The organism is Paenibacillus sp. XP01 (assembly GCF_057364885.1).
The window spans coordinates 4176608-4199519 of record NZ_CP139481.1 but is presented as its reverse complement, the minus strand read 5'-3'; the positions used below and the strand labels follow the sequence as shown (position 1 = coordinate 4199519).

Annotated in this window: 19 protein-coding genes; 15 read left to right on the top strand and 4 right to left on the bottom strand. The window is 48.7% G+C overall.

The window, feature by feature from the left end; all coding sequences use genetic code 11:
• Nucleotide 1 precedes the first annotated feature (1 nt).
• On the top strand, nucleotides 2-475 hold the full coding sequence (locus SNR34_RS18835; RefSeq protein ID WP_486179920.1) for a low molecular weight protein-tyrosine-phosphatase: 474 nt from the start codon (nucleotides 2-4) through the stop codon (nucleotides 473-475).
• Between the two features lie 142 nt (nucleotides 476-617).
• Here the strand turns inward: SNR34_RS18835 and SNR34_RS18830 are convergent, their stop codons facing one another.
• The gene (locus tag SNR34_RS18830) at nucleotides 618-1352 is read right to left on the bottom strand and encodes an alpha/beta hydrolase (RefSeq protein ID WP_236412242.1); all 735 of its coding nucleotides are present in this window, start codon (nucleotides 1350-1352) and stop codon (nucleotides 618-620) included.
• 256 nt (nucleotides 1353-1608) lie between these two features.
• On the opposite strand from SNR34_RS18830, the gene pdhA reads away from it, so the two are divergent.
• The 6 genes from pdhA to SNR34_RS18800 all read left to right on the top strand — a co-directional run bounded on the left by pdhA (nucleotide 1609) and on the right by SNR34_RS18800 (nucleotide 8375).
• Nucleotides 1609-2676 (top strand): pyruvate dehydrogenase (acetyl-transferring) E1 component subunit alpha, encoded by a 1068-nt coding sequence (gene pdhA / locus SNR34_RS18825; protein WP_236412244.1) that lies wholly within the window; start codon nucleotides 1609-1611, stop codon nucleotides 2674-2676.
• Between the two features lie 109 nt (nucleotides 2677-2785).
• Nucleotides 2786-3763: an alpha-ketoacid dehydrogenase subunit beta gene (locus SNR34_RS18820; protein WP_236412245.1), complete on the top strand. Its 978-nt coding sequence runs from the start codon at nucleotides 2786-2788 to the stop codon at nucleotides 3761-3763.
• A 182-nt stretch (nucleotides 3764-3945) separates the two neighbouring features.
• A complete protein-coding gene (locus tag SNR34_RS18815) occupies nucleotides 3946-5241 on the top strand; it encodes a dihydrolipoamide acetyltransferase family protein (protein WP_339272877.1) in 1296 nt (431 codons plus the stop codon).
• Nucleotides 5242-5244: 3 nt separating this feature from the next.
• Complete coding sequence (gene lpdA / locus SNR34_RS18810) at nucleotides 5245-6660, top strand: dihydrolipoyl dehydrogenase (protein ID WP_236412247.1); 1416 nt, start codon at nucleotides 5245-5247, stop codon at nucleotides 6658-6660.
• A 403-nt stretch (nucleotides 6661-7063) separates the two neighbouring features.
• A complete protein-coding gene (gene thyA, locus SNR34_RS18805; protein ID WP_236412248.1) occupies nucleotides 7064-7858 on the top strand; it encodes a thymidylate synthase in 795 nt (264 codons plus the stop codon).
• A 28-nt stretch (nucleotides 7859-7886) separates the two neighbouring features.
• The gene (locus SNR34_RS18800) at nucleotides 7887-8375 is read left to right on the top strand and encodes a dihydrofolate reductase (RefSeq protein WP_486179919.1); all 489 of its coding nucleotides are present in this window, start codon (nucleotides 7887-7889) and stop codon (nucleotides 8373-8375) included.
• A gap of 144 nt (nucleotides 8376-8519) precedes the next feature.
• Here the strand turns inward: SNR34_RS18800 and SNR34_RS18795 are convergent, their stop codons facing one another.
• Entirely contained in the window at nucleotides 8520-9848 is a 1329-nt protein-coding gene (locus SNR34_RS18795; protein WP_486179918.1) for an IS3 family transposase, read from the bottom strand.
• Nucleotides 9849-10501: 653 nt separating this feature from the next.
• Here SNR34_RS18795 and SNR34_RS18790 point away from each other — a divergent pair.
• The 3 genes from SNR34_RS18790 (at nucleotide 10502) to SNR34_RS18780 (ending at nucleotide 15206) form a co-directional block, all read left to right on the top strand.
• A complete protein-coding gene (locus SNR34_RS18790) occupies nucleotides 10502-11989 on the top strand; it encodes a glutamate synthase subunit beta (RefSeq protein WP_339272872.1) in 1488 nt (495 codons plus the stop codon).
• Nucleotides 11990-12279: 290 nt separating this feature from the next.
• Complete coding sequence (fur, locus tag SNR34_RS18785) at nucleotides 12280-12771, top strand: ferric iron uptake transcriptional regulator (RefSeq protein ID WP_290371401.1); 492 nt, start codon at nucleotides 12280-12282, stop codon at nucleotides 12769-12771.
• A 122-nt stretch (nucleotides 12772-12893) separates the two neighbouring features.
• Nucleotides 12894-15206, top strand: coding sequence for a type IA DNA topoisomerase (locus SNR34_RS18780; protein WP_486179917.1), 2313 nt, complete (start codon nucleotides 12894-12896; stop codon nucleotides 15204-15206).
• A 166-nt stretch (nucleotides 15207-15372) separates the two neighbouring features.
• Here the strand turns inward: SNR34_RS18780 and SNR34_RS18775 are convergent, their stop codons facing one another.
• Both SNR34_RS18775 and SNR34_RS18770 read right to left on the bottom strand, forming a co-directional pair.
• Entirely contained in the window at nucleotides 15373-16146 is a 774-nt protein-coding gene (locus tag SNR34_RS18775) for an HAD family hydrolase (protein WP_236412920.1), read from the bottom strand.
• A 50-nt stretch (nucleotides 16147-16196) separates the two neighbouring features.
• Nucleotides 16197-17117 carry an ArsR/SmtB family transcription factor gene (locus tag SNR34_RS18770; RefSeq protein WP_236412253.1) on the bottom strand — a complete coding sequence of 307 codons (921 nt, stop codon included), beginning with the start codon at nucleotides 17115-17117 and terminating at the stop codon, nucleotides 16197-16199.
• A 214-nt stretch (nucleotides 17118-17331) separates the two neighbouring features.
• On the opposite strand from SNR34_RS18770, the gene SNR34_RS18765 reads away from it, so the two are divergent.
• The 5 genes from SNR34_RS18765 (at nucleotide 17332) to SNR34_RS18745 (ending at nucleotide 22812) form a co-directional block, all read left to right on the top strand.
• On the top strand, nucleotides 17332-18519 hold the full coding sequence (locus SNR34_RS18765) for an MFS transporter (protein ID WP_486179916.1): 1188 nt from the start codon (nucleotides 17332-17334) through the stop codon (nucleotides 18517-18519).
• An 81-nt stretch (nucleotides 18520-18600) separates the two neighbouring features.
• Nucleotides 18601-19326, top strand: a complete 726-nt coding sequence (locus tag SNR34_RS18760; protein WP_236412257.1) for a phosphonate ABC transporter ATP-binding protein — start codon at nucleotides 18601-18603, stop codon at nucleotides 19324-19326.
• A 135-nt stretch (nucleotides 19327-19461) separates the two neighbouring features.
• Nucleotides 19462-20664 carry a hypothetical protein gene (locus SNR34_RS18755; RefSeq protein ID WP_339272861.1) on the top strand — a complete coding sequence of 401 codons (1203 nt, stop codon included), beginning with the start codon at nucleotides 19462-19464 and terminating at the stop codon, nucleotides 20662-20664.
• A complete protein-coding gene (locus SNR34_RS18750) occupies nucleotides 20657-21355 on the top strand; it encodes a response regulator transcription factor (protein ID WP_339272859.1) in 699 nt (232 codons plus the stop codon). The genes SNR34_RS18755 and SNR34_RS18750 overlap by 8 nt, the downstream gene beginning before the upstream one ends.
• On the top strand, nucleotides 21352-22812 hold the full coding sequence (locus SNR34_RS18745) for a sensor histidine kinase (RefSeq protein ID WP_486179915.1): 1461 nt from the start codon (nucleotides 21352-21354) through the stop codon (nucleotides 22810-22812). The genes SNR34_RS18750 and SNR34_RS18745 overlap by 4 nt, the downstream gene beginning before the upstream one ends.
• The last annotated feature ends 100 nt before the right edge of the window (nucleotides 22813-22912 follow it).

Sequence of the window (22912 nt, the reverse complement as noted above, 5' to 3'; positions counted from 1 at the left end):
GATGATTCATGTTTTGTTTGTATGTTTGGGGAACATCTGCAGATCCCCAATGGCCGAGGCGGTGATGAGGCACAAAATAGAGCAGCGCGGACTGCAGGACCGAATTCGCGTAGACTCGGCTGGGACAGGCAATTGGCATGTCGGCAAGCCGCCTCATGAAGGAACGCGCCAATTGTTGGACGGATACGGGATTTCCTATGCCAATATGGCCGCCAGGCAATTCGCAAGTACAGACTTTGAACAGTTCGATTATATTGTGTGCATGGATGATTCCAACGTGGCGAACGTACGCAAAGTCGTTGGCGGAGAGAAAGCCGATCTGCTCAAATTGATGGATTTGCTGCCTGATGAGACGTTGCGCGAAGTGCCTGATCCGTATTATACGGGGAATTTCGAAGAGGTTTACAGACTCGTGGATGCCGGGTGCGACGCATTATTGAAACGGATTGAAAGTGATCATTCACTATCATTATAACATTTCGGAATTCTTCCATACTGAGCGCAACAAAAGCGACTGAAAGAGCAGGGCGTCCTGCTTCTTTTTTGATCTCAAATGTAAACGCTAACAAAAATGCCGGGAAAAAAGCGGCCTTTCAGCCGCCGCCGGACAGATGTTGTTAGCGCTCGCTCAGGAAATAAAGCAGAGCCTCGGGGAGCTCTTTTTGCCAAAACCCCCATTGATGACGCCCGTCTTTCTCCCGGTACGATACAACCGCATCGCGGTTCTCCAAAATGTCGCGTGTATCGCGGTTCAGCTGCACGAAATCGTAGATGCCTGTATCGGATTCAAATGCATCCTCCTGCAAGCCAACGATCATCCAGATGTTCAGCCACGACAAGTCTTCCTCAGCAGCGTAAATTTCTTGGGAAGCGGAATAGAAGGCTCCTGACAGGCTGATGACCCGGTTAAAAAGGTGAGGATAAAGCAGGGCGAGGTGCAGCGATACGCTGCCGCCGAGGGAATCTCCCGCAAGCACACGTTCCTGGGGAGAGCGGCGTACAGGATATTTCTCTTCCACATAGGGAATAATCTCTTCAGCGAAGCAGGCCGTGTATGCTTTGAAGCGATCGCCGAACGGAGCATACTCTTGGGTTCTCACCGAGACATCCACCTGAACGCCTACAATAATGAACGGCTCGGCGCCTTCATCCAGGATGATCCGGTTCGCCGTCGTCGCGATGCGTCCAAAATTGAAAAACTCCTCTCCGTCCTGACAATAAACGACAGGATAAGTTAGCAGTTCGTTATACCCCGGGGGAAGGTAGATGCGCAGGACACGCTTTTCGCCAAGATGGCGACTCTCGATTTCTTCTTTCACAATCGTCCGTTTCAAATAGCGGGAATCCGTCATAAAACGTCACCTTTCTCGGTTATTTTTTTGCATTCAACTGCACAATACGGTAAGATTAACCTTGTGCGCGGATAGGTCAGACCAGCAGCCATGTACTATGCTGTTATACCATTATTCATCCCCTGTTATACATACAATCCGAAAGGGAATATAAAAAAATTACGGATTTCTTTGACGTATGCGGTGAAACAGGTGTATAATAATTCTATAACAGCGGAACTTGATATTCAAACTTTTTGTTGAGGTGAAGAAAAAAATGAGCAAGGTTCCTTATGAAGTATACACGGAGGAAGTAGAAGCTCTGTCCGTACTGTCTCCGGATGGTGAAATTATTAACAAAGATAAGTTGCCAGAACTTTCCGACGATCAATTAAAAGAAATTATGTACCGCATGGTATTTACCCGCACTTGGGATGATCGTGCAGTTAACCTCGGTCGCCAAGGCCGTCTCGGTTTCTATGCTCCGGTATCCGGACAAGAAGCAACAATGGTGGGTAGTGAATTCGCCATTCAAAAAGAAGACTTTATCTGCCCAGGCTATCGCGACATTCCGCAGCTCGTATGGCATGGACTTCCATTGTACCAAGCATTCCTGTATTCCCGTGGACATCAGCATGGTGGCCAAGTGCCTGACGGCGTTAACGTATTGATGCCGCAAATCATCATCGGCGCGCAAATCCTGCACGCGATGGGGATTGCAATGGGATACAAATTGAAAAAACAAAAACAAGTCGTTATCACATATACAGGTGACGGCGGTTCTTCCGAAGGTGACTTCTACGAAGGTTTGAACTATGCCGGCGTTTACAAGCTGCCTGTTATTTTCTTTGTGCAAAACAACGGCTACGCCATCACAACTCCGTTTGCTAAACAAACCGCTGCATTGTCCATCGCTCATAAAGCGGTTGCAGCAGGGATCAAAGGCGTTAAAGTTGACGGTATGGACGTTCTGGCTGTCATCAAAGCGGTTCAAGAAGCTGCTGAGCGCGGCCGCAATGGCGAAGGCGCAACATTGATCGAAGCCGTAACGTATCGTTTCCGTCCTCACTCCCTTTCGGACGATGCTTCCAAATATCGTACCAAAGATGAAGAAGCAGAGTGGAGCGAAAAGGATCCAATCGCGCGTTTTGCGAAATATCTGGAGAAAAAAGGTCTGTGGACCGAAGAAGATACAGCTCGCGTGAAAGAAGAAGCAAAAGCGAAAGTCAACGACGAGATCAAAAAAGCGGAAAAAACAGAAAAAATGACGATTCCAGGCTTGCTTGACAGCATGTTCGAACATACGCCTAAGCACTTGGAAGAGCAAAAAGCAGACTTCCAATAAGTTTTTTCCATTAAAAGCATATATCGTGTCCGGACGATCGTCCGGATTACGGTTCCTTGTGTGATTTCGAGAATGTGAACTGTCAATGTTTAAGGAGGAAATGAAGCAAATGGCACAAATGAACATGAAAGAAGCAATCCGTGATGCGCTTCGCGTTGAATTGAAACGTGATCCTAACGTTGTGCTTTTCGGTGAAGATGTAGGTCATGTAGGCGGCGTTTTCCGTGTAACGGAAGGACTGCAAAAAGAATTTGGTGAAGAGCGCGTATTCGATACACCGCTGGCTGAGTCCGCAATCGGCGGTCTGGCTGTAGGTTTGGGTATTCAAGGCTTCCGTCCGGTTGCCGAAATCCAATTCGTAGGTTTCATTTTCGAAGCCCTTGACCAAATGGTTGTGCAAGCTGCGCGCATGCGTTACCGTTCCGGCGGCAAATACAACTCCCCAATCGTTTTCCGTACACCTTACGGCGGCGGCGTAAAAGCAGCCGAATTGCATACAGACGCTTTGGAAGGTTTGCTTGCGCAAACTCCGGGTATTAAGGTAGTAATCCCTTCGAACCCTTACGATGCAAAAGGTTTGATGATCGCTTCCATCCGCGACAATGACCCTGTATTCTTCATGGAGCATTTGAACCTGTACCATGCTTTCCGTGCAGAGGTTCCTGAAGAAGACTACGTGGTTGAACTGGGTAAAGCGAACGTGGTTCGCGAAGGTTCGGACGTAACGATCGTTACTTACGGCATGATGGTGCACACGTCCATCAAAGCTGCTGAAGAGTTGGAGAAAAAAGGAATCAAGGTTGAAATTATCGACTTGCGTACGGTTAGCCCGATCGATATCGATACCATCGTTGCTTCCATCAAAAAAACCAACCGCGCTATCGTGGTTCAAGAAGCTCAAAAGAGCGCAGGCGTTGCGGCTGAAGTCATTGCCCAAATCAATGAAAAAGCTATCCTGCACCTGGAAGCGCCGGTTCTGCGCGTAGCAGGTCCTGACACGGTATATCCTTTCGCGCAAATCGAAGATGCTTGGCTGCCTACTCCTGCTCGGATCATCGATGCAGTGAACAAAGTAGTTGAGTTTTAATTCAATCATCTGACATGCCGCAAGGCGCAGTATGGTGATTCACATCGCAGCTGCAAAGCTGCACTGAAAACAGCCATTAGCCCCTTGAGTAGTCACAGTTATTTGCTCTCGCAGTAACGGTAATAGACTTGGAGCTAAGGGTTGTTTTCAGGATTGAGCACATAATCAAGGAGGTTTTTCAGTTGGCTAAATTTGAATACAAATTCCCTGAACTGGGTGAAGGCCTGCACGAAGGCGAAATCATCAAGATGCACATCAAACCCGGTGACAAGGTAACAGACGACGACATCATCATGGAAGTACAGAACGATAAAGCGGTCGTTGAAGTTCCTTGTCCGGTTAACGGAACAGTAACTGAAGTATTTGCAAAAGATGGTCAAGTTTGCCACGTTGGCGAAGTTGTTGCGATCATCGATGCAGAAGGTGACATTCCGGATCAAGGCGACGACGCTGGCGATCAAGCTGAACAAGAAAAAGATGCGGCTCAAGGCGGAGCAGACACTAACGCTTCTTCCCCTGCTCAAGCAAGCAACAACGTTGCTCCAGCAGCTCCGGCCAAAGACGTTTTGGCTACGCCAAGCGTTCGCAAGTTTGCTCGTGAGCAAGGCGTTGACATTGCTCAAGTGAACGGCACCGGCAACAACGGCAAGGTAACCAAAGAAGACGTTGAAGCTTTCAAAAACGGTGGCGGCCAAGCAGCAGCTTCTTCTGCAGCTCCAGCAGCTCAAGAAGAGAAAAAATCCGCAGCTCCGGCAGCCGCAGCAGCAGATGCGCGTCTGGAAGAAGAACGCGTACCATTCAAAGGAATCCGCAAAGCGATTTCCAATGCCATGGTTAAATCTGCTTACACAGCTCCACACGTTACAATCATGGATGAAGTGGACGTCACTGAACTGGTAGCGTTCCGCACTCGCATGAAACCAATTGCAGAGAAAAAAGGCACAAAAGTGACTTATCTGCCATTCATCGTTAAAGCTCTGGTTGCGGCTTCCCGTCAATTCCCGGCTCTTAACGCGATGATTGATGAAGAAGCTAACGAAATTGTATACAAAAAATACTACAACATCGGTATCGCTACAGATACAGACAACGGCTTGATCGTTCCTGTTATCAAAGATGCTGATCGTAAATCCATCTGGATGATCGCTGATTCCATCCGTGACCTGGCAGCTCGTGGTCGCGACGGCAAACTGAGCCCTAACGAAATGAAAGGCAGCACGATCTCCATCACGAACATCGGTTCCGCTGGCGGCATGTTCTTCACTCCGATCATCAACTTCCCTGAAGTTGCTATTCTCGGAACTGGACGCATCAGCGAAAAAGCGGTTGTGAAAAACGGCGAAATCGTTGCAGCACCTGTAATGGCTCTGTCCTTGAGCTTTGACCACCGTATCATCGATGGCGCAACAGCACAAAACTTTATGAACTACATTAAACAGCTGCTCGCTAACCCTGAGCTGCTTGTTATGGAGGTGTAAGATATGGTAGTAGGCGACGCTTCTCTCAATATCGACACATTGGTAATTGGTGCAGGACCTGGCGGCTATGTAGCTGCCATCCGTGCTGCACAACTGGGCCAAAGCGTATTGATCGTAGACAAATCCGAACTGGGCGGCGTATGTTTGAACCGTGGATGTATTCCATCCAAAGCTTTGATCTCGGCTGCGCATCAATATGAAAGTGCATTGCATGGCGACGCTTTTGGTATCTCTGCGGAGAACGTAAAAGTGGACTTTGCCAAAACGCAAGAATTCAAAAACGGCGTTGTTAAGAAAATGACTAGCGGCGTGACTGGCTTGCTCAAAGGCAACAAAGTTGAAGTTTTCAACGGTGAATGCATGTTCATCAACGAAAACGAAGCGCGTGTATTCAATGATCACGAATCTCCGCGTTACAAATTCAAAAATGCAATCATTGCAACAGGTTCCCGTCCAATCGAACTGAAACCTTTCCCGTTCGGCGGTCGCATTCTGTCCTCGACAGAAGCGTTGAACCTGCCTGAAGTACCGAAAAGCCTGATCGTGATCGGTGGCGGATATATCGGTGCCGAGCTTGGTCAAATGTACTCCAAATTCGGTGCGAAAGTAACGATCATCGAAGGTATGGACACGGTATTGCCAGGTTTCGATAAAGACATGACGAGCCTTGTGGCTAAAAACATGAAGAAAACCGGCATCGAAATCGTAACGGGTGCAAAAGCGGAAAGCGCTGAGCAAACGGACAAAGACGTAACGGTTAAATATTCCGTAAACGGCGAGTCCAAAGAAATTACTGCAGACTATCTGCTCGTAACGGTTGGACGTCGTCCAAACACAGACGGAGAACTGGGTCTGGACTTGATCGGTGTTGAAACTGATGAGCGCGGCTTCGTTAAAGTTGACCACCAAGGACGCACTAGCATTCCTCATATCTTCGCAATCGGTGATATCGTGGCTGGTCTGGCATTGGCTCACAAAGCTTCTTACGAAGGTAAAGTGGCTGCAGAAGCCATTGCAGGACAACCGTCCGTGGTTGACTACAAATGTATGCCGGCTGTTGTGTTCACAGATCCTGAGTGCTCCAGCGTAGGTCTGACTGAAAAAGAAGCCAAAGAAAAAGGCTACAAAGTAAAAGCAGGCAAATTCCCTTATGCGGGTAACGGCCGTGCCGTATCTTTGAACCATGCCGAAGGTTTCGTAAAAATCGTTGCTGACGAAGAGAACGGCCTTGTTCTGGGCTGCCAAATCGTAGGTCTGGAAGCTTCCAACTTGATTGCTGAGCTGGGTCTCGCTATCGAAATGGGTGCAACTCTGGAAGACTTGGCTCTGACTATTCACGCTCACCCAACATTGGGCGAAATCGTGATGGAAGCAGCGGAACTGGTTATGGGTCATCCGATCCACATCATTTCCCGTTAATTCAGAACAGCAATGGCCTTGGATTCGTCCGGCCTTATAGATGAACGTACAAGGGATGGGTAACGCCACAGCGTTACCTGTCCTTTTTTTTGACTTGCACGAAACGACAACCTTCGAACACAGTGAGGATGAAAAACGGAAAACTTTTCGTTGACTGGGTTATGAAATATGTGAAGTGTGAAGTCACCGAATAATGATGCCTTTCCGTGAAAGAATGATATATGATAAACTGTTACAATGAGCTTCTCCAAGAGGTTGAGACTTATCGACAGATGTCCTCCTTGAAAAAGGAGTCAAAAAATCTGGGATAACAGCAATCGGAATATGGTTCTGACTACATAGTGGCTCGATGTAAAACCATTCGTTCAAACTTATATAGAAACGACTGTGAGGCGATGAATACATGAAAAATTATCTGGAATTGCTGCAGGACGTGCTGCACAACGGGGTTCACAAAGAAGACCGCACGGGCACGGGCACATTGTCCGTCTTTGGGCGCCAATTGCGCTTTGATCTGAACGAAGGTTTTCCGCTGGTTACGACCAAGCGCATCCATCTGAAATCGGTCGTTCACGAGTTGTTATGGTTTCTGAGCGGAGATACCAACATTCGCTACCTGAAGGATAACGGCGTGAGCATCTGGGATGAATGGGCGGATGAGAACGGCGATCTTGGCCCGGTATATGGGTCGCAATGGCGGACCTGGGAAGCTCCGAGTGGCGAAAAAATCGACCAAATCGCTGCCGTGGTGGACGCGATCAAAAACAATCCCGATTCCCGGCGCCATCTGGTTAGCGCATGGAACGTGGCCGAAATCAATCGCATGAAGCTTCCGCCATGCCATTTTGCGTTTCAGTTTTACGTAGCTGAGGGTAAATTATCCTGTATGTTGACCATGCGCTCGGTGGACACGTTCCTTGGACTGCCGTTTAACATCGCCAGCTATGCGTTATTAACCCATATGATCGCTCAACAGTGCGACCTGGAAGTGGGCGAGTTCATTTGGTCCGGAGGAGATGTGCACATCTATTCGAACCATTTGGAGCAAGTCAAAACCCAATTGGAACGTGAGCCGTTTGCATTGCCGAAGCTGGTGATCAAACGCAAGCCGGATTCGATTTTCGACTACAAGTTTGAAGATTTCGAATTCGAGAACTACCAGCATCATCCTGGAATCAAAGCCCCGGTTGCCATCTGATTGCATCCGGTGAAAGGAGTGCATACACATGAGTATTGAACTGGTATGGGCCATGGGAGAGAACGGAGCGATCGGCCTTGATAATGCGATCCCTTGGCGATTGCCAAAAGACATGGCTTTTTTTAAACAGCGTACGTTGAACAAAACCATCATCATGGGGCGCAGAACGTGGGAATCTTTCGGTGGCAAACCGCTGCCGCAACGCCGAAACATTGTGATTACGCGGGACCTGGACTATAAGGTTGAACAGGCAGAAGTGGTCCATACGATTGAAGAAGGTCTGAGTGCAACCCAAGGTGAAGAATTGTGCGTGATCGGGGGTTCCGAGATCTATCGTGAATTCCTTCCGTTTGCCGATCGGTTGGTTGTGACCAAAATTCACGAACATTTTGAAGCGGACACCTTTTTTCCCAACATCGATTGGTCGGAGTGGGAGCTCGTTGAGCAGATCGAAGGCGAACAGGACGAAAAAAATATTTACCCCTACACGTTTGAATTTTATGAACGAAAAAAGTAAATAAAGCATACGTTGAGATCAAAGAGCCCAGATATGACATCAAAGGTCAAGATCCCAAAAAATGATGCACGCAGAAAAAGGGCGCTCGTTACGAATGGTTCGTGTAAACTGGTCCCCTCGTCAAGGACACTTTGAAAAAGAGAGTTAAGCTACCGACAAAAGATGATTCCTGTATTGTACAGGAGTCATCTTTTTTAATCCCCATTGATATCTGTGATGGTTGTAGTAGCGGATGTAGCGATCGATTTCATGTTTAAGTTCTTCTAAAGTAGAGAAGTTTCGACTAATGACGTGGTCTTTCATGTGGCCGTAGAAGGACTCCTGAGGGGCATTGTCCCAACAGTTTCCACGCCTTGACATAGACTGGCCAAGCCCTTTCTTCTTCAGTAGTTTCTGATACTGAGGGCTTGTGTAGTGACAACCTTGATCGGAATGGATAAAAGCATTCTTATGTAATTTCAAGCGTCGTTGCTTCATGAGATTCTTAACCGTATTCGTTGCTAATGGCAGAGTGAGGCTTTCGGAGAGGTTGTAAGCAAGCAGCTCTCCAGTGGAGCCGTCCAAAATGGTGGATAGGTACGCCATCTCCGACCGGCCAAATGGAAGGTACGTAATGTCGGTAAGCAGCACAAGACCCGGGATCTCCTTCTTGAAATCCCGTTGTAGCTTATTGGGGACAACTCGATGTTCTTGGGTGGCTTTAGCCATTCGGCGGTAAGGATTTGGCTTTCGATGGGGACAAACGAGTTCTAGATCCCGCATATGCCTGCGAATTCGCTTTCGGTTAAAGATGACATCGAACTCGTTTTCCAGAACCATTTTGATCGAGCGAGCGCCCTTTTTAAAGCCTCTTCTAGAGAACGCCTTCTTGACTAGCGCGCCATCCTCTGCGTCCCGTCGGGCTCGCTCTAAGCGGGAATCTGCAGCCTTAAGATAACTGTAGTATCCTGATCGCGAGACATTAAGCAGTTCGCATAGATAGCGCGTCATTCGTTTGAATCCCTGTCCTACGGTTTCATGAATAAGTTCAAACAGCTTATTCTTGCTCAGGCTTCTTCCCTTGGCTACCAGCCACCTTTCTGTCGTGTCTGCTTTTTTTAGCAGTTCAAGTTGAGACTCCAGAAGTTTGATCCGTGCATCCTGCTTGGCGATGATCTCGTCTGGCGTCTGTTCCCGTCTAAGCGTTCGTCCTGAGAATTCTTTACGGGAATCCATGAGCCCAATGATTCCGCCCTGCTCATAAGATTTCTTCCAACGGTCCGCGCTTTGCTCTACACGCTTCATACCTAAAACTTCCACACTAAACCCATGGGCTTCGAAGATCTCTCTTGGCGTCTTGCCCTCTAAATATTGGTTAATAAATAACCGCTTGAACTCATCGGAGTAAGTAATGGATTTGTCACTTACTTTCGTGACATACTTGTTCGTTGAGAGTTGGTCTTGTTCTGTCTTAGAAAAAAGTTTTTTACTCATAATACCCTCCCTTGATACTAGTACCAGTATACAAAAAGGCCCCCACAGCCTAAACCCCTTTTTTCAAAGTGTCTAGTCTATGGGGACCAGTTTAGTGACAGTAGCCCTCTTTTTTTATTCTCGAGCGAAAAAAAACGGATATGAAGGTCTGACCGAAGATTTTACATAAAACTAACATAAAAAGTGCCAACATCAGGAATGAAATGTGAATTGGGTTTATATATTTTGGTGAAAAAGTATAAACGATGTGCCTTTTTACCGTTGTAAAGCTTTAAATCCGAACAATTCGTTCAACTTGTCTAGCTTTTATTACTTAAAACGTTGATTTTGATGGCAAATTATCTCACATTTACGTAACGTGCATTCATTTTTCTTTATGATCAAGTAATGTGCAAGACGAAATACCCGTATCTGGATAACCAAAATCCGGTTGTTGACCTGCGGTCCTTTGGCCCTCTATGATGTATAAAATACAAATTATTATGCGGATAATCCATTTAATATTCAAATGTTGAAATGCTACTATTATTGAAATATCTTCGACAAGATTTTGTGATACAATATTCAAAAAATGAGAAGTTTGCATAATTCATTCATATAGGGCCTCGGTTATGAAGGGATTAAGATAAAAGAACGGATGGGGGAAATGTAAGATGTCTACACCTACTGGATTTATGGAATACAAACGCCAACTGCCCGCGGATCGGGAGCCTGCAGAGCGTATCAAGGATTGGGAAGAGTTTCATAAACATATGGCGGAAGAAGAGCTGAGAACGCAAGGGGCGCGCTGCATGGATTGCGGAACTCCTTACTGCCATACAGGTATAGATATGATCGGCGGTACGTCGGGCTGTCCCGTGCATAACTTGATTCCGGAGTGGAACAACTTGGTGTATCGCGGTTTGTGGAGAGAGGCACTCGATCGCCTGCACAAAACCAACAATTTCCCTGAATTTACAGGACGTGTATGTCCTGCTCCGTGTGAAGGCTCCTGTACGGTCGGGTTGATCGGGCAGCCGGTTACCATCAAAACGATTGAAGAAGCGATTATCGAAAAAGGATTTGAAGAAGGCTGGGTTGTACCCCAACCGCCTGAAAAGCGTACAGGCAAACGCGTAGCCGTCGTTGGCTCCGGTCCTGCAGGACTTGCCGCAGCAGCGCAGTTGAACAAAGCCGGCCATCTCGTTACGGTGTACGAGCGTGCTGACCGCGTTGGCGGTTTGCTGACGTACGGAATCCCGACCATGAAACTGGATAAAAGAGTCGTACAACGTCGTGTCGACCTGCTTGAGGCTGAAGGCATCCAGTTTGTGACCAATACGGAGATCGGCAAGGACATACCTGCACAGCAATTGGTTGACGAATATGATGCTGTTGTGTTGTGCGGCGGCGCAACCAAACCGCGTGAATTCAACATCGAAGGCAGCGAATTGAACGGCGTGCATTATGCGATGGACTTTTTGAACGGAAGCATCAAAAGTTATTTGGATTCCAAACTCGAAGACGGAAATTACCTGTCTGCAGCACAAAAAGACGTTATTGTCATCGGTGGCGGAGACACCGGTTCGGACTGCGTGGCGACATCCCTCCGTCATGGCTGCCGTACCGTAACCCAATTCGGTACCCATGCCAAAGCTCCGCTGGAGCGCGATCAAATCAATAACCCTTGGCCGCAATTCCCTAACGTATATACACTGGATTACGCGCAACAAGAAGCCAAAGCCATCTTTGGTCAAGATCCGCGCGAGTTTTCGATCATGACAACCAAGTTTGTGGGTGACGATGAAGGCAACCTTAAAGAATTGCACACGGTTCAAATTGAACGGATCGTGGACGAAACGGGCCGCAAAATCTATCAGCCGATTCCTGGCACAGAGCGCGTATTCCCTGCGCAAATGGCGTTGATCGCCATCGGTTTTGACGGACCGGAGCAAACGTTGGTGGAACAGCTTGGCCTGGCGACGGACCGCCGCACCAACGTGAAAGCACGTTATGGCAAATACAACACCAATGTGGATAAAGTCTTTGCCGCAGGCGACATGCGTCGTGGCCAAAGCTTGGTGGTATGGGCGATCAATGAGGGACGCGAAGCAGCTCGCGAAGTGGATAAATATTTGATGGGTTCAACCGTTCTCGTATAATACGTTTATAAAATAACAGTTTTGCATGTTTTGCCAGCATGATTATAACTTGGCTGCAAACAAACCCTCCGCAGAAATGCGGGGGGTTTTTGCCATGAATGCGAAAGCGCGGTTTCTTCATTGAAAGTGTGATCGAAAGTGTGATCAGCGGCATTGCTTTTTTGACCAGAAAGACTTATTATTAGATTATAATTATTATAAATAAGATATTCTGACAACGACTAACCAAAGCAATATTTAGGTTGAACTAGTCATTTACACGAAAACACATTTCGGAGGTGCGGCCTGCTATGACAAATAACCAGGGCAAATCCATTCAAGAGCAAATTCAATATATAAAGAAGCAGCTGGTCGAGAAAGGGTACAAACTGACGCAGCAGCGGGAAGTCACGGTCCGAGTGCTTCTGGAGCATGAAAAGGACCATTTTAGCGCAGAAGAAGTTTTTTTGCTGGTGAAGGAGCAGTTTCCCGAAATCGGTCTGGCTACCGTTTATCGCACGCTGGAGCTGCTTAGCGATCTGCAGGTCGTGGAAAAAATAAACTTCGGCGACGGGGCTGCCCGCTTTGATCTCCGCAGCACGGACGGGTCGCACCATCATCATCATCTGATATGCATGCACTGCGGCAGCGTGGAGGAGATTATGGAGGATGGATTGTTGAAACTGGAGCAAATGGTGGAACGACAGTACGGTTTCAAAGTGATGGATCATCGTCTGGATTTCCAAGGCGTGTGCCGCGAATGCAGACAGAAGCAAGCCGTGAATGAACCGGCAGTGGGTTAATTCAATGAGGGAGGATGCTCCCGCGATCAAAATCTGATATAATGGATTATAGAAGCAGGGGCTTCCGTGGGCGGAAGGCCCTTTTTGCCGTCATGTGACGGTATAGGAGGAGATTGAGACGGATGAAGACACTGGTTATCGCGGAGAAACCGGACATGGGGAGAACCATTGCCGCCGTTATGGAACCCGGGGCCAAGAACAATCGCACGTATCTGGAAGGCGAAAGCTATATCATTACGTGGGCGATCGGACACTTGCTCGGACTTGCAGAACCGGATGCTTATGATAGCAAATATAAGCGTTGGAACCTCGCGGATTTGCCGATCATTCCGGACCAGTTCAAAATTGTCCCTAACCCGAAAACGAAGGATCAACTGAAAACGATCGGTGAACTGGCCAAAAAATGCTCCATGATCGTTAATGCTTGTGATGCGGGGCGTGAAGGACAATACATTTTTGCATTGATCCAGCAGCAGCTAAAGCTTCGTCAACCGGTCAAACGACTGTGGATCTCGGACCTGACGGCCGAAAGCATTCGGAAGGGATTCGCAGGGCTAAAGGATGCTTCCGAATTCGAAAATCTGACGCATGCTGCGCGGGCGCGAAGCGAGGCCGATTGGTTAATCGGCATGAATGCGTCGAGAGCGTTCACGACCCGCCACAATGCGCTTTTGTCCGTGGGGCGTGTGCAGACCCCTGTTTTGGCGCTGATCTATGACCGTGAAACGGAGATCGAAGCTTTTCAGTCCCAGACTTACTACGAGGTTGCTGCTTGGTTCCGCCAGGAGGATGTGGAGTACCGCGGAGTGCTGCAGGTTCAAGGAGACAAGCTGACTGATCTTGAGGCGGCGGAGGGCATTGCAGCGAGCGTAAAGGGGAAGACGGGCCGCATTGCCAAATACGAGGCGAAACCGACAAAGGAGTATCCGTACCGGTTATACGACTTGACCCTTTTACAGCGGGAGGCCAATGCGAAATTCGGTTACGGCGCGAAAAAAACGTTAGATATTGCACAAGCCCTTTATGAAAAGCACAAGGTCATTTCGTATCCGCGGACCAATTCCAATTACGTGACCGAACAAAATTTGGACGGCATGCATAAAACGCTGAACATGCTCAAAACAGGAGCATACAGTGAGCTTGCCCAAGGCGCGAAGCCTGAATTGGTGCATAAAAACAACAAGGGTGTCTGCAATCCATCCAAGGTGGAGGATCACCATGCCATCCTGCCTACGCTGAAGCGGCCGGGGACGTTGTCGAAGGACGAGCAGAACATTTACGATTTGATCGTCCGGCGATTTTTGTCCCATTTTTATCCTCCGGCAGAGTATAAGCAGCATACCGTTCTGACCGAGGTGGAGAAACACACCTTCAAAACATCCGTAAAAGAACTCATTTCGTTGGGGTGGAAAGCGGTTCTTCCCGCAGCGGATCAGGAAAAGGGCAAGACGTCGGGCAAAAAGAGGGGCAAAGCCGGCGCTCAGGAGGAGGAGGAACCCGAAGAATGGACGGACAAGGCGTTCTCGGTGCGGCCTGAGCTCCCGGTGCAGTGCCACAAAAGCGAATGCAAGGAGAAGGCGACCCAGCCGCCGAAAAGCTATACCGAAGGCACGTTGTTGCGTGCGATGGAAAGTGCGGGCAAACAGATCGAGAACGAGGAGCTTCGCGACGCGATGAAAGATAGCGGCCTTGGCACCCCTGCAACGCGGGCAGCTACGATCGAACGGCTTAAAAACGTCGGTTATATCACCATGCAGGGGAAAAAGATGCAATTGACGCTGAAAGGGCGAACGGCCATCGAGTTGATTCGGCGTGCGGGGGTCGACCTGTTGACTTCGCCCGAAATGACCGGCCAGTGGGAGCGAAGGTTGTACCAAATTTCCAAAGGCGAAGCAGGGCAGGACAAATTTATGGAAAACGTGAAAAAGTTTACGTTATCCATCATCGATAAAGTGCGTGTCCAGACACCGGCTCCGGCGGACGCGTTTGGTGACGAAGCGCGTGGCGGCCGCGGCAAAGGGAAAGGAAACCGTGCACGCAAAAGCAGCTCGTCTTCAACAGGTTCTCGGCAGGCGGAGTCGGTTGCGACGCGAAGCAGAACAGCTGCAGCAGCCCCTACCGGCACGATCAAAGCCCCGGACAAGGCAAACGCAGGAAGCAGGGAAGCTTTAGGTTCATGTCCTTCGCAGGGGTGTACGGGACATATTATCGAGGGCAATAAAGGTTTCGGATGCACCCGCTATAAGGAAGGCTGTCGATTCGTCATTTGGAAAGAATATGCGGGCAAAAAAATTACGGGCACGATGCTGAAGTCGCTGATTGAGAAAGGAAGCACTCAGGTGCTATCCTTTAAACGGAAAGACGGGAGCACCGTTAAGGCGAGGATTATCCTTGAGGACCGCTCCACCGGTAAGTTGTCTGCAGAACGTGTTTAGGCGTATGGTTGGCGCCGATCGATAACGGTACGAGCCAAAACTGGAATGACAAAAAAGGACCCGAGAGAGTAGAGACGGGTCCTTTTTTGTGGTTGGGTTCTTCATTTTGGCTTCAGTGCCCTATGACTAATTCGGAAGACGGATCATAGAAGCAACGAGTCCTATCTCATTTCGACTGATGCCGATAGATTCGTTTTGCATGGTGCTGCAGATTTTCATGAATAATCTCTGGCACTTCTTTCAAGGCAGTGATCGTGTACATGGACACATCGGGGTTGGGCTGAAGCTCCACGATGTTATACTGCCACTCGTTCGGCTGTTTGATATAAATGCTGTGGATGCCCGCCGTTACTGCCGGCATAATATCCGTGCGAAGCGAGTTGCCCACCATCCAGGTTGCAGTGCGGTCGAACGGTCCGTTTGACAGAATACCTTCCAATGCTTCGATGTTTTTATGCTGCCGGATATAGATCCGGTCATCGAAGTAAAGAGATAACTTCATCTGATCGATTTTGCGCTGTTGAATGACTTTTTCCCCGCCGGTATACAGATAAAGGGAATGTCCTTCCGATTTCAGCTTCTCCAACGTTTCGACCATGTGCGGGTAAGGCTCGACTTCCTGTTCGTATACGCTCATTCCCAGCTTGTGCAGGTAAGCCTCTTCGGAAGCAGCCGTCGGTCGTTTATACTTTTGCGAAAAGTAGCGATACGTGTCAATCAGCGATTGAGGGAAGTGATGGCTCGCGAAGCCGACTTTGTTTACTCCCGTAACATCGATCTCCAGCTGTTTGTCCCGAACCTGCTGAACGGACAAGGCATCGCCTTTAAACCATTCCTGCATATTTTCGAAAAACTCGCCAAGCACGAGGTTGAAGTATTTGTTGCAATAGACGAGCGTATCGTCGAGATCGAATAATATGTGCTGTTTCCAGGTGTTCATCATTAATCACTCCTTGCAGCCGACGGCTACGCATTTCATTCCGATACGGATCAAATACGTATGTAGGATTCCAAAAACATGTTCAATTCGGAAACGCCATCGGGACGGATGCTGTATTTTTCTTTGCGATTGCTGCCGAGCAAATGGGTGCGCAGCAGTCCGGCAATGCGAAGCGCCATAACCTGATCCTTGACCGTATCCTCATCCTTGCCAAGCATTTCGCACATTTCGGCGAGTGATCGGGGTTCCCCGGAGACGTAGCGGAGCAGGCGAAGCCTTTCCGGATCGGAAAGGGCATGGGTAAAACGCAATAAGCAGGTAGGCGGCTGATCCTCGTCCTCTTCCGGAACATCAATCGGATACTGCATGATCATCGCGCCTTCATAGAAATTATACATATTAATAGGCCGATTATGGACGGTCGGGAACAAAATGACCTCTTTGACACCAGGGGTCGGTTCGACGATTACGCCTGCGGTGGCGTATTCCACGAGCAGCTCAGGACCCATCTTGTCAAGCAGTATCCGTTTCTCTTCGGCGTCTTCTTCAATCCAGCACCGGTAATCCTGGCTGATATCCTGGCAATAGTGCTCATTCCAAAGACGAAGCAAAGGAAGATAACTGTTGCAAATGCGCGTCGTTTCTTCTATTGTAATATGCGGCATAAGGGCAGAGATCCTCGCGAGCGATTGCTCGGGGGTCGAATCGGCCAGCATGCCAAGGAAATCCTCGTTTTCTTGGCCGCAATCGCGATAGGCTGCCCAAGCGAACAGAACGTCAAAATCGTCGAAAGGCCAGGCGGCTGCCGGAGCCAATGCAGCCTTTACGTTGGAACTTAGTTTGCCTTCGACGTCCAGAATCCATTCAGGACCAATATCCAGATGCTGGATCCATTTCTTCGTCACATAAACCATGAAGCTGTTGAGCATCTCATATATCGGTGAAACATCAATTTTAACTTGATAAGACATACGATGCGGAATCCTCCCGTCACATCATTTATACGCAGCGACTTATGTACTATTATGGCTTGTTTTAGAGGGCGTTGTCCACTATAATGTTCAAGTCCGGGACAAACGGCCTTACCACTGGCAGGGTCCGGGCGAATAACTAGATATCTATTTAATGTAAAAAGTCGTCAGCGATGGCGATTTTTCTTTGTATGCACGCAGGGGGAATCATTTTATGTCAAAAAACAGCAGCATCGCCACACATTCATTATCGAATTATTTCATCTTGATTACCGTCATTGTCGTTGCCGGAATAAGCCAGGGGTTATTATTGCCGGTGCTGTCGATCTTTTTGGAGGAGCGAGGCGTTTCACCCGGCCTAAACGGCTTAAACGCCGCAGCGCTGTATATTGGCTCCTTTGCGATGACACTTATTGCGGAACGATTGCTTGGTGCCATCGGGTTCAAGCGGTTAATCGTGAGCGGACTGGTTTTGGTCATGTTCGCGCTTGTCCTTTTTCCTTATATCCCTGATATCAGGGTATGGTTTATTTTGCGGCTGATCGTAGGTTTGGGGGACAGCGCTTTGCATTATGCAGCCCAACTCTGGGTGCTGCTGGTAACAACGCCCGAAAAGAGGGGGCGCTACATCTCTTTGTATGGCATGTCTTACGGACTTGGCTTTAGCATCGGGCCGCTGGGAATCAAGCTGCTTGGTTATGGAGAAGCGGTTCCGTTCTGGGTGTTGTTTGTTTGCCTGGCGGCCGTGTTCATGCTGGTTTTGATCAAACTTCCGGATGCAAGACCGGAAAAGACAGAGCAGGGCGAACGGCCGGAGAGACGTTTTCGCCGCAGCTTTGCATGGGCATGGTATGCCTTGCTGCCCGCGTTTTTATACGGTTACATGGAAGCCGGAATGAACAGCAATTTCCCGGTATACGGTTTGCGGATCGGCTTGGATGCCAATCAGATTTCGTCCCTGCTGCCATTTATCGGGATCGGGGGACTTCTTTTGCAACTGCCGCTGGGCATGCTCAGCGACCGCTTTGGGCGCAAAGCGGTATTGATGTTTGCCGGGATCATGGGAGGAGCGACGTTTTTGGTTTTCCCGCTGGCCGGGACGCATTTCTGGTGGGCCTTGGTTCTCTTGACCGTGGCTGGCGGCCTGGTCGGCTCCTTTTTTTCGCTTGGCTTGGCGTACGCTGCTGATATTTTGCCTAAGGCGTTTTTGCCTGCGGCGAATGTGGTCGCTTCGTTTTACTTTACGATCGGCAGCATGATCGGTCCCAATCTGGGCGGTCAATTCATTCATTGGTTCTCGCCGGGAAGCATGTTTGTTTTGCTCGGGGTGTTATACATGCTTTTTGGCATCGGAGGACTGTTATTCAAGCGTAAACCTTCCAAGGAATTTGTGGTAGAATAGAAGCGGGTGTTCGCATGGAAATGTATGTCCTTTTCCGAGTACACTAGTAGTAGGAAAACATGGACAAGAGGAGACGTCGCGATGATCAGAGTAGAGAATTTGAATAAATTCGTAGGAGCGGACCGGATTCCGGTGCTGCGCGATATCCGATTCGATATGCAACAGGGGGAAATGATCGCCGTTGTAGGCGCCAGCGGGAGCGGCAAAAGCATGCTTTTGAAATGCCTTGCCCTCATGGAAAAATGGGATAGCGGCAAGTTTACCGTCGACGGAGTCGACATTTTGAGCCAAGGCTGGTCCGGAAAAACGAAAATCAAGCGCGAATGGGCATACTTGGAGCAAAACCCGCAATTGTATCCGAGGCGCACGGCCCTGAAAAATGTGCTGATCGGCCGGGCCGGACAAACACCGTGGTGGAGGATGCTCACCGGTATGGTAAGATCCGACGATTACATGGGAGCCATGGACGTGCTGGAAGGGCTGGGGCTGTTGGATAAAGCGCACCAAACCGCCGAAAAGTTGAGCGGTGGCGAGAGGCAGCGTGTCGCTACGGCAAGGGCCCTTGCTCATGGCGCAAAGGTCATTCTGGCCGATGAACCTGTGGTGGGGCTTGATCCGCATACGGCGGATTCCGTGCTGGAAACGCTGCGCAAATTGTGCGAACAGGAACGAGCAACCGTTATTGCCGTGCTGCCGATCGAACTGGCCGAGAAGCATGCGACCCGGATCTGGGGGCTTGCAGAAGGCCGCATCGTTTTCGATATCCGCGGACGGAGACTGACGCAGCAAGAAAAAAATCTGATTTGATTGAAATGAGTGATGAAATTGCTTAATTCGCGCTGGAGGCGAGCATTCGCTGGCGGAGCCGTCTCCATGATGCTTGTTTCGCTACTGAGTGGGTGTACGGTTATTAAGGATCCCCTGACTTTAATGAGGCCGCCGATGATGTCGACGGATAAGGAGAAACTGTTGAATATCGTGCAGAAGGAAAAGCCTCCGGAGAGTAAACTGATCCGACCCAAGGACCTGAACAATACAAGCATGATCCGTGTAGCTGATCTGGATGGGGACGGCACGCGGGAGGCTATCGTTTTCTACGACACGCCAAATGAAAATGTGCGAATCCATGGCATGCTGCTCGAAGAGCAAGGAGATACATGGGTTAAAAAGTTGACATTCGATGTTCCAGGTAACAGTCTGGAGTCTTTCAAGCTGCTTGATATTACGAATGATGGCCATCCCGATATCGTTCTGGGAGTGAGCCTTGAAGCCCAGAAAGCGTTGATGGTGTACTCCTATAAAGGCGGGGCCCTCGAACAGGTAATGGGCGGTGTTCCTTACAACCAGTTGGTTATCGATGACGGTCAGGGTAATCCACTGGATTTGAATGGGGATGGGGAGAACGACTTTATTAACGTATCGGTCAATACGAGCGGGTTCGAATCGGTTGCTTTATACCAATATAATGAAGAAAGTTTTAAGGAAGTAGACAGAATACAGTCAGATTATACTGTCAAAGACATTTATAACGCTCTTGGCGGCCATGTTGCGAAAAACCGGACAGGCATCGTGCTGGATGTCGAGTTGGATGACCGGAGCACGTTTACCCAGATTGTTTACGTAAAAGACAACAAACTGGTGAATGCATTCCAATCTCCAGACCAAACGTACAGAGATGACAAAATTTTAAGCGGTGACGTCAACAATGATGGTATTATTGAATTTGGACTGAAAGAGACGCCAAAGGGTTGGGATCACTATGTGTTCAACGACCGGATGTGGTTTTACACGTTTTATCAATGGGATGGAAATGAAGGCAAGAAATTCGTTTCCTTCCAATACCGAGATGACGCGAATTTGTTCCATTTGAATCTAAAACCCGAGTGGTATGGCAAAATCACCATTGATACCAAATCGGAGAAGGAAAAATACATTCGCTTCAAAATGATTGATTCCGATGAAACGGTTGGAGAGATCAGTTACTTCACTATGTCCCAATGGGAACAGGAGAAGGGGAAGAAGTGGAAAGAAATCACTCGAACGAGTGATCATGTAATTGCCTCGCGCGGCTCGCAATTGGATGGTAATGATGGATTACTGGACAATATATCGCAGCTGAACAGAAAGGGAGAACTAAATGAGTAAAGTGCTTATTCTTGAAGATGAAGAATCGATCCGCAGTTTTATCGTCATCAACCTGAAACGAAACGGATTTGAAGTGCTGGAAGCAGGAGACGGAAATGAGGCGCTCCGCATTTTGCAATCCGTGCCGGATATCGACCTGGCATTGCTTGATGTCATGGTGCCGGGCATAGACGGTTTTGAAGTGTGCAGACGCATTCGGGAAACGAATGAACGCATGGGTATTATCTTTTTAACTGCAAAAGTCCAAGAACAGGATAAGGTTTATGCGCTCTCTGTAGGAGCCGATGACCATGTGAGCAAACCGTTCAGTCCGACGGAACTGATTGCCCGCATCCAGTCTTTGCTCCGCAGGGTCAACGTGCATCGTGAGACGGCTGCCAAGGTGACGTTCCAGTCAGGACCGTTTTCGCTGGACTTGATCTCCAAACAGTTCAAGAAAAACAACGAGCTGATCGAACTGACGCCGACCGAATTTTCGTTGATCCAGTTCTTCCTCGAAAAAGAAAACACGCCGCTGAGCCGCGATCTGCTGCTGGATCACGTATGGGGCAAAGAGTATATGGGAGATCCCAAAATCGTCGATGTGAACATCCGCCGGTTGCGCCAAAAAATCGAAAACAATCCTTCCGAACCAGAATACCTGCAAACCGTATGGGGACACGGGTATAAGTGGAAGGGCAGGGATCAATGATCAAAAAGGGCATTACCCGGCAGATTGTTCTGCATTATTTTTTCGTGGTGTTCCTGGCACTCCTGCTGGTTGAATTCATCTTCATGCTTGCAGTGCAGAGATACTACTATGAGAGCATCTATAATACGATTAACCAAAGGATTACGGCGACAAATGACTTCAAAGAACCACTTTCTCTCGTAAGTGGAGCTGAGGATGGCAACAATTTGTCTTATCTGCTTGTAAATTTGCATCTGGATAACACGGAGCTGCAGATTCTGGACATGAGCGGACGCGTGCTCGCAAGTTCAACGGAATTTGAATCGGAGCGAGCCGTCATACAGACAAGTGACATCACTCAGGCCATGAATGGCAGCATTGGACGCTGGGTCGGAAGGCAACCTAACACGGGTGAGCAGATCATGGCAGTATCCCACAAGATGGATTTAGGTGGGGAGAACACATACATTATACGTTACTTGACGTCACTTGAGGATGTGAACTCGAGGTTGCTTGTAATGGGTTCACTAGCCATTCTGGTAGGTGCGGCCGTCCTTGCGGTTGTGCTCATTATTAGCATCGGTATGGCGAATTCCATCGTCAAACCGATCAACAACATCACCGCAGTGTCGGAACAGATGGCCCGAGGCCGTTTGGATGTGAGGGTCAAAGGAAACTATAAGCATGAGCTGGGGGAACTGGCTTCAACGCTGAATTTCATGGCTCAGGAAATCGTGCGCAGCAATCAGATCAAGGATGATTTCATTTCCTCGATATCTCATGAACTGCGTACCCCGCTGACCAGTATCAAGGGTTGGAGCGAGACGCTGGATTCAGGCGGCTATGATCCGGATGAGACGCGTATCGGCATGAGCATCATCTCCAAGGAAACGGAACGGTTGATCGGTTTGGTTGAAGAGATGTTGGATTTCTCGAAATTGCAGCAAAATCAGATGAAACTGGTCAAAGGAACAGTTAGCATTCGGGAAATCGTGCAGGAAACGATGTTGAACGTCTGGGCCAAAGCCGAACAGAAACAGATCCATCTCAAGCTGGATGCCGATGAAACGAAGGCCTATAATGTGTTCGGAGACGGTAATCGGCTTAAGCAGGTGTTCCTTAATATCGTCGATAATGCCATCAAATTTTCGCATGAAAATTCGTGGATATACTTGTCCGTGAAAGAAGAAGACGGCAAGGTGATTGCTGCTGTCCAGGATACGGGCATCGGGATTAGCGAAGAACATTTGAGCAAGGTCAGAGACCGCTTCTTTCAGGTTAATCATCAAAACGGAGGCACAGGGTTGGGGCTTGCCATCACCCAGCAGCTGGTCGAACTGCATGAAGGAACGGTTTCGATGCAAAGCGAGCTGGGTTCGGGAACGACGGTTACGGTGATGTTGCCGGCTTTGGCTGAAGAGGAAGATTTAAGGGGACATGAGGATCAACAGTCAGGACCGGATATCGGAACAACGTAAGGAACAAAGCATATCCCTTGTTTGAACCGGGCAGAATGGTTAGGAAATTGAAACACAGGGCTGCGTTACATCCGTCCCGGTTCAAATGAAATAAGATGTA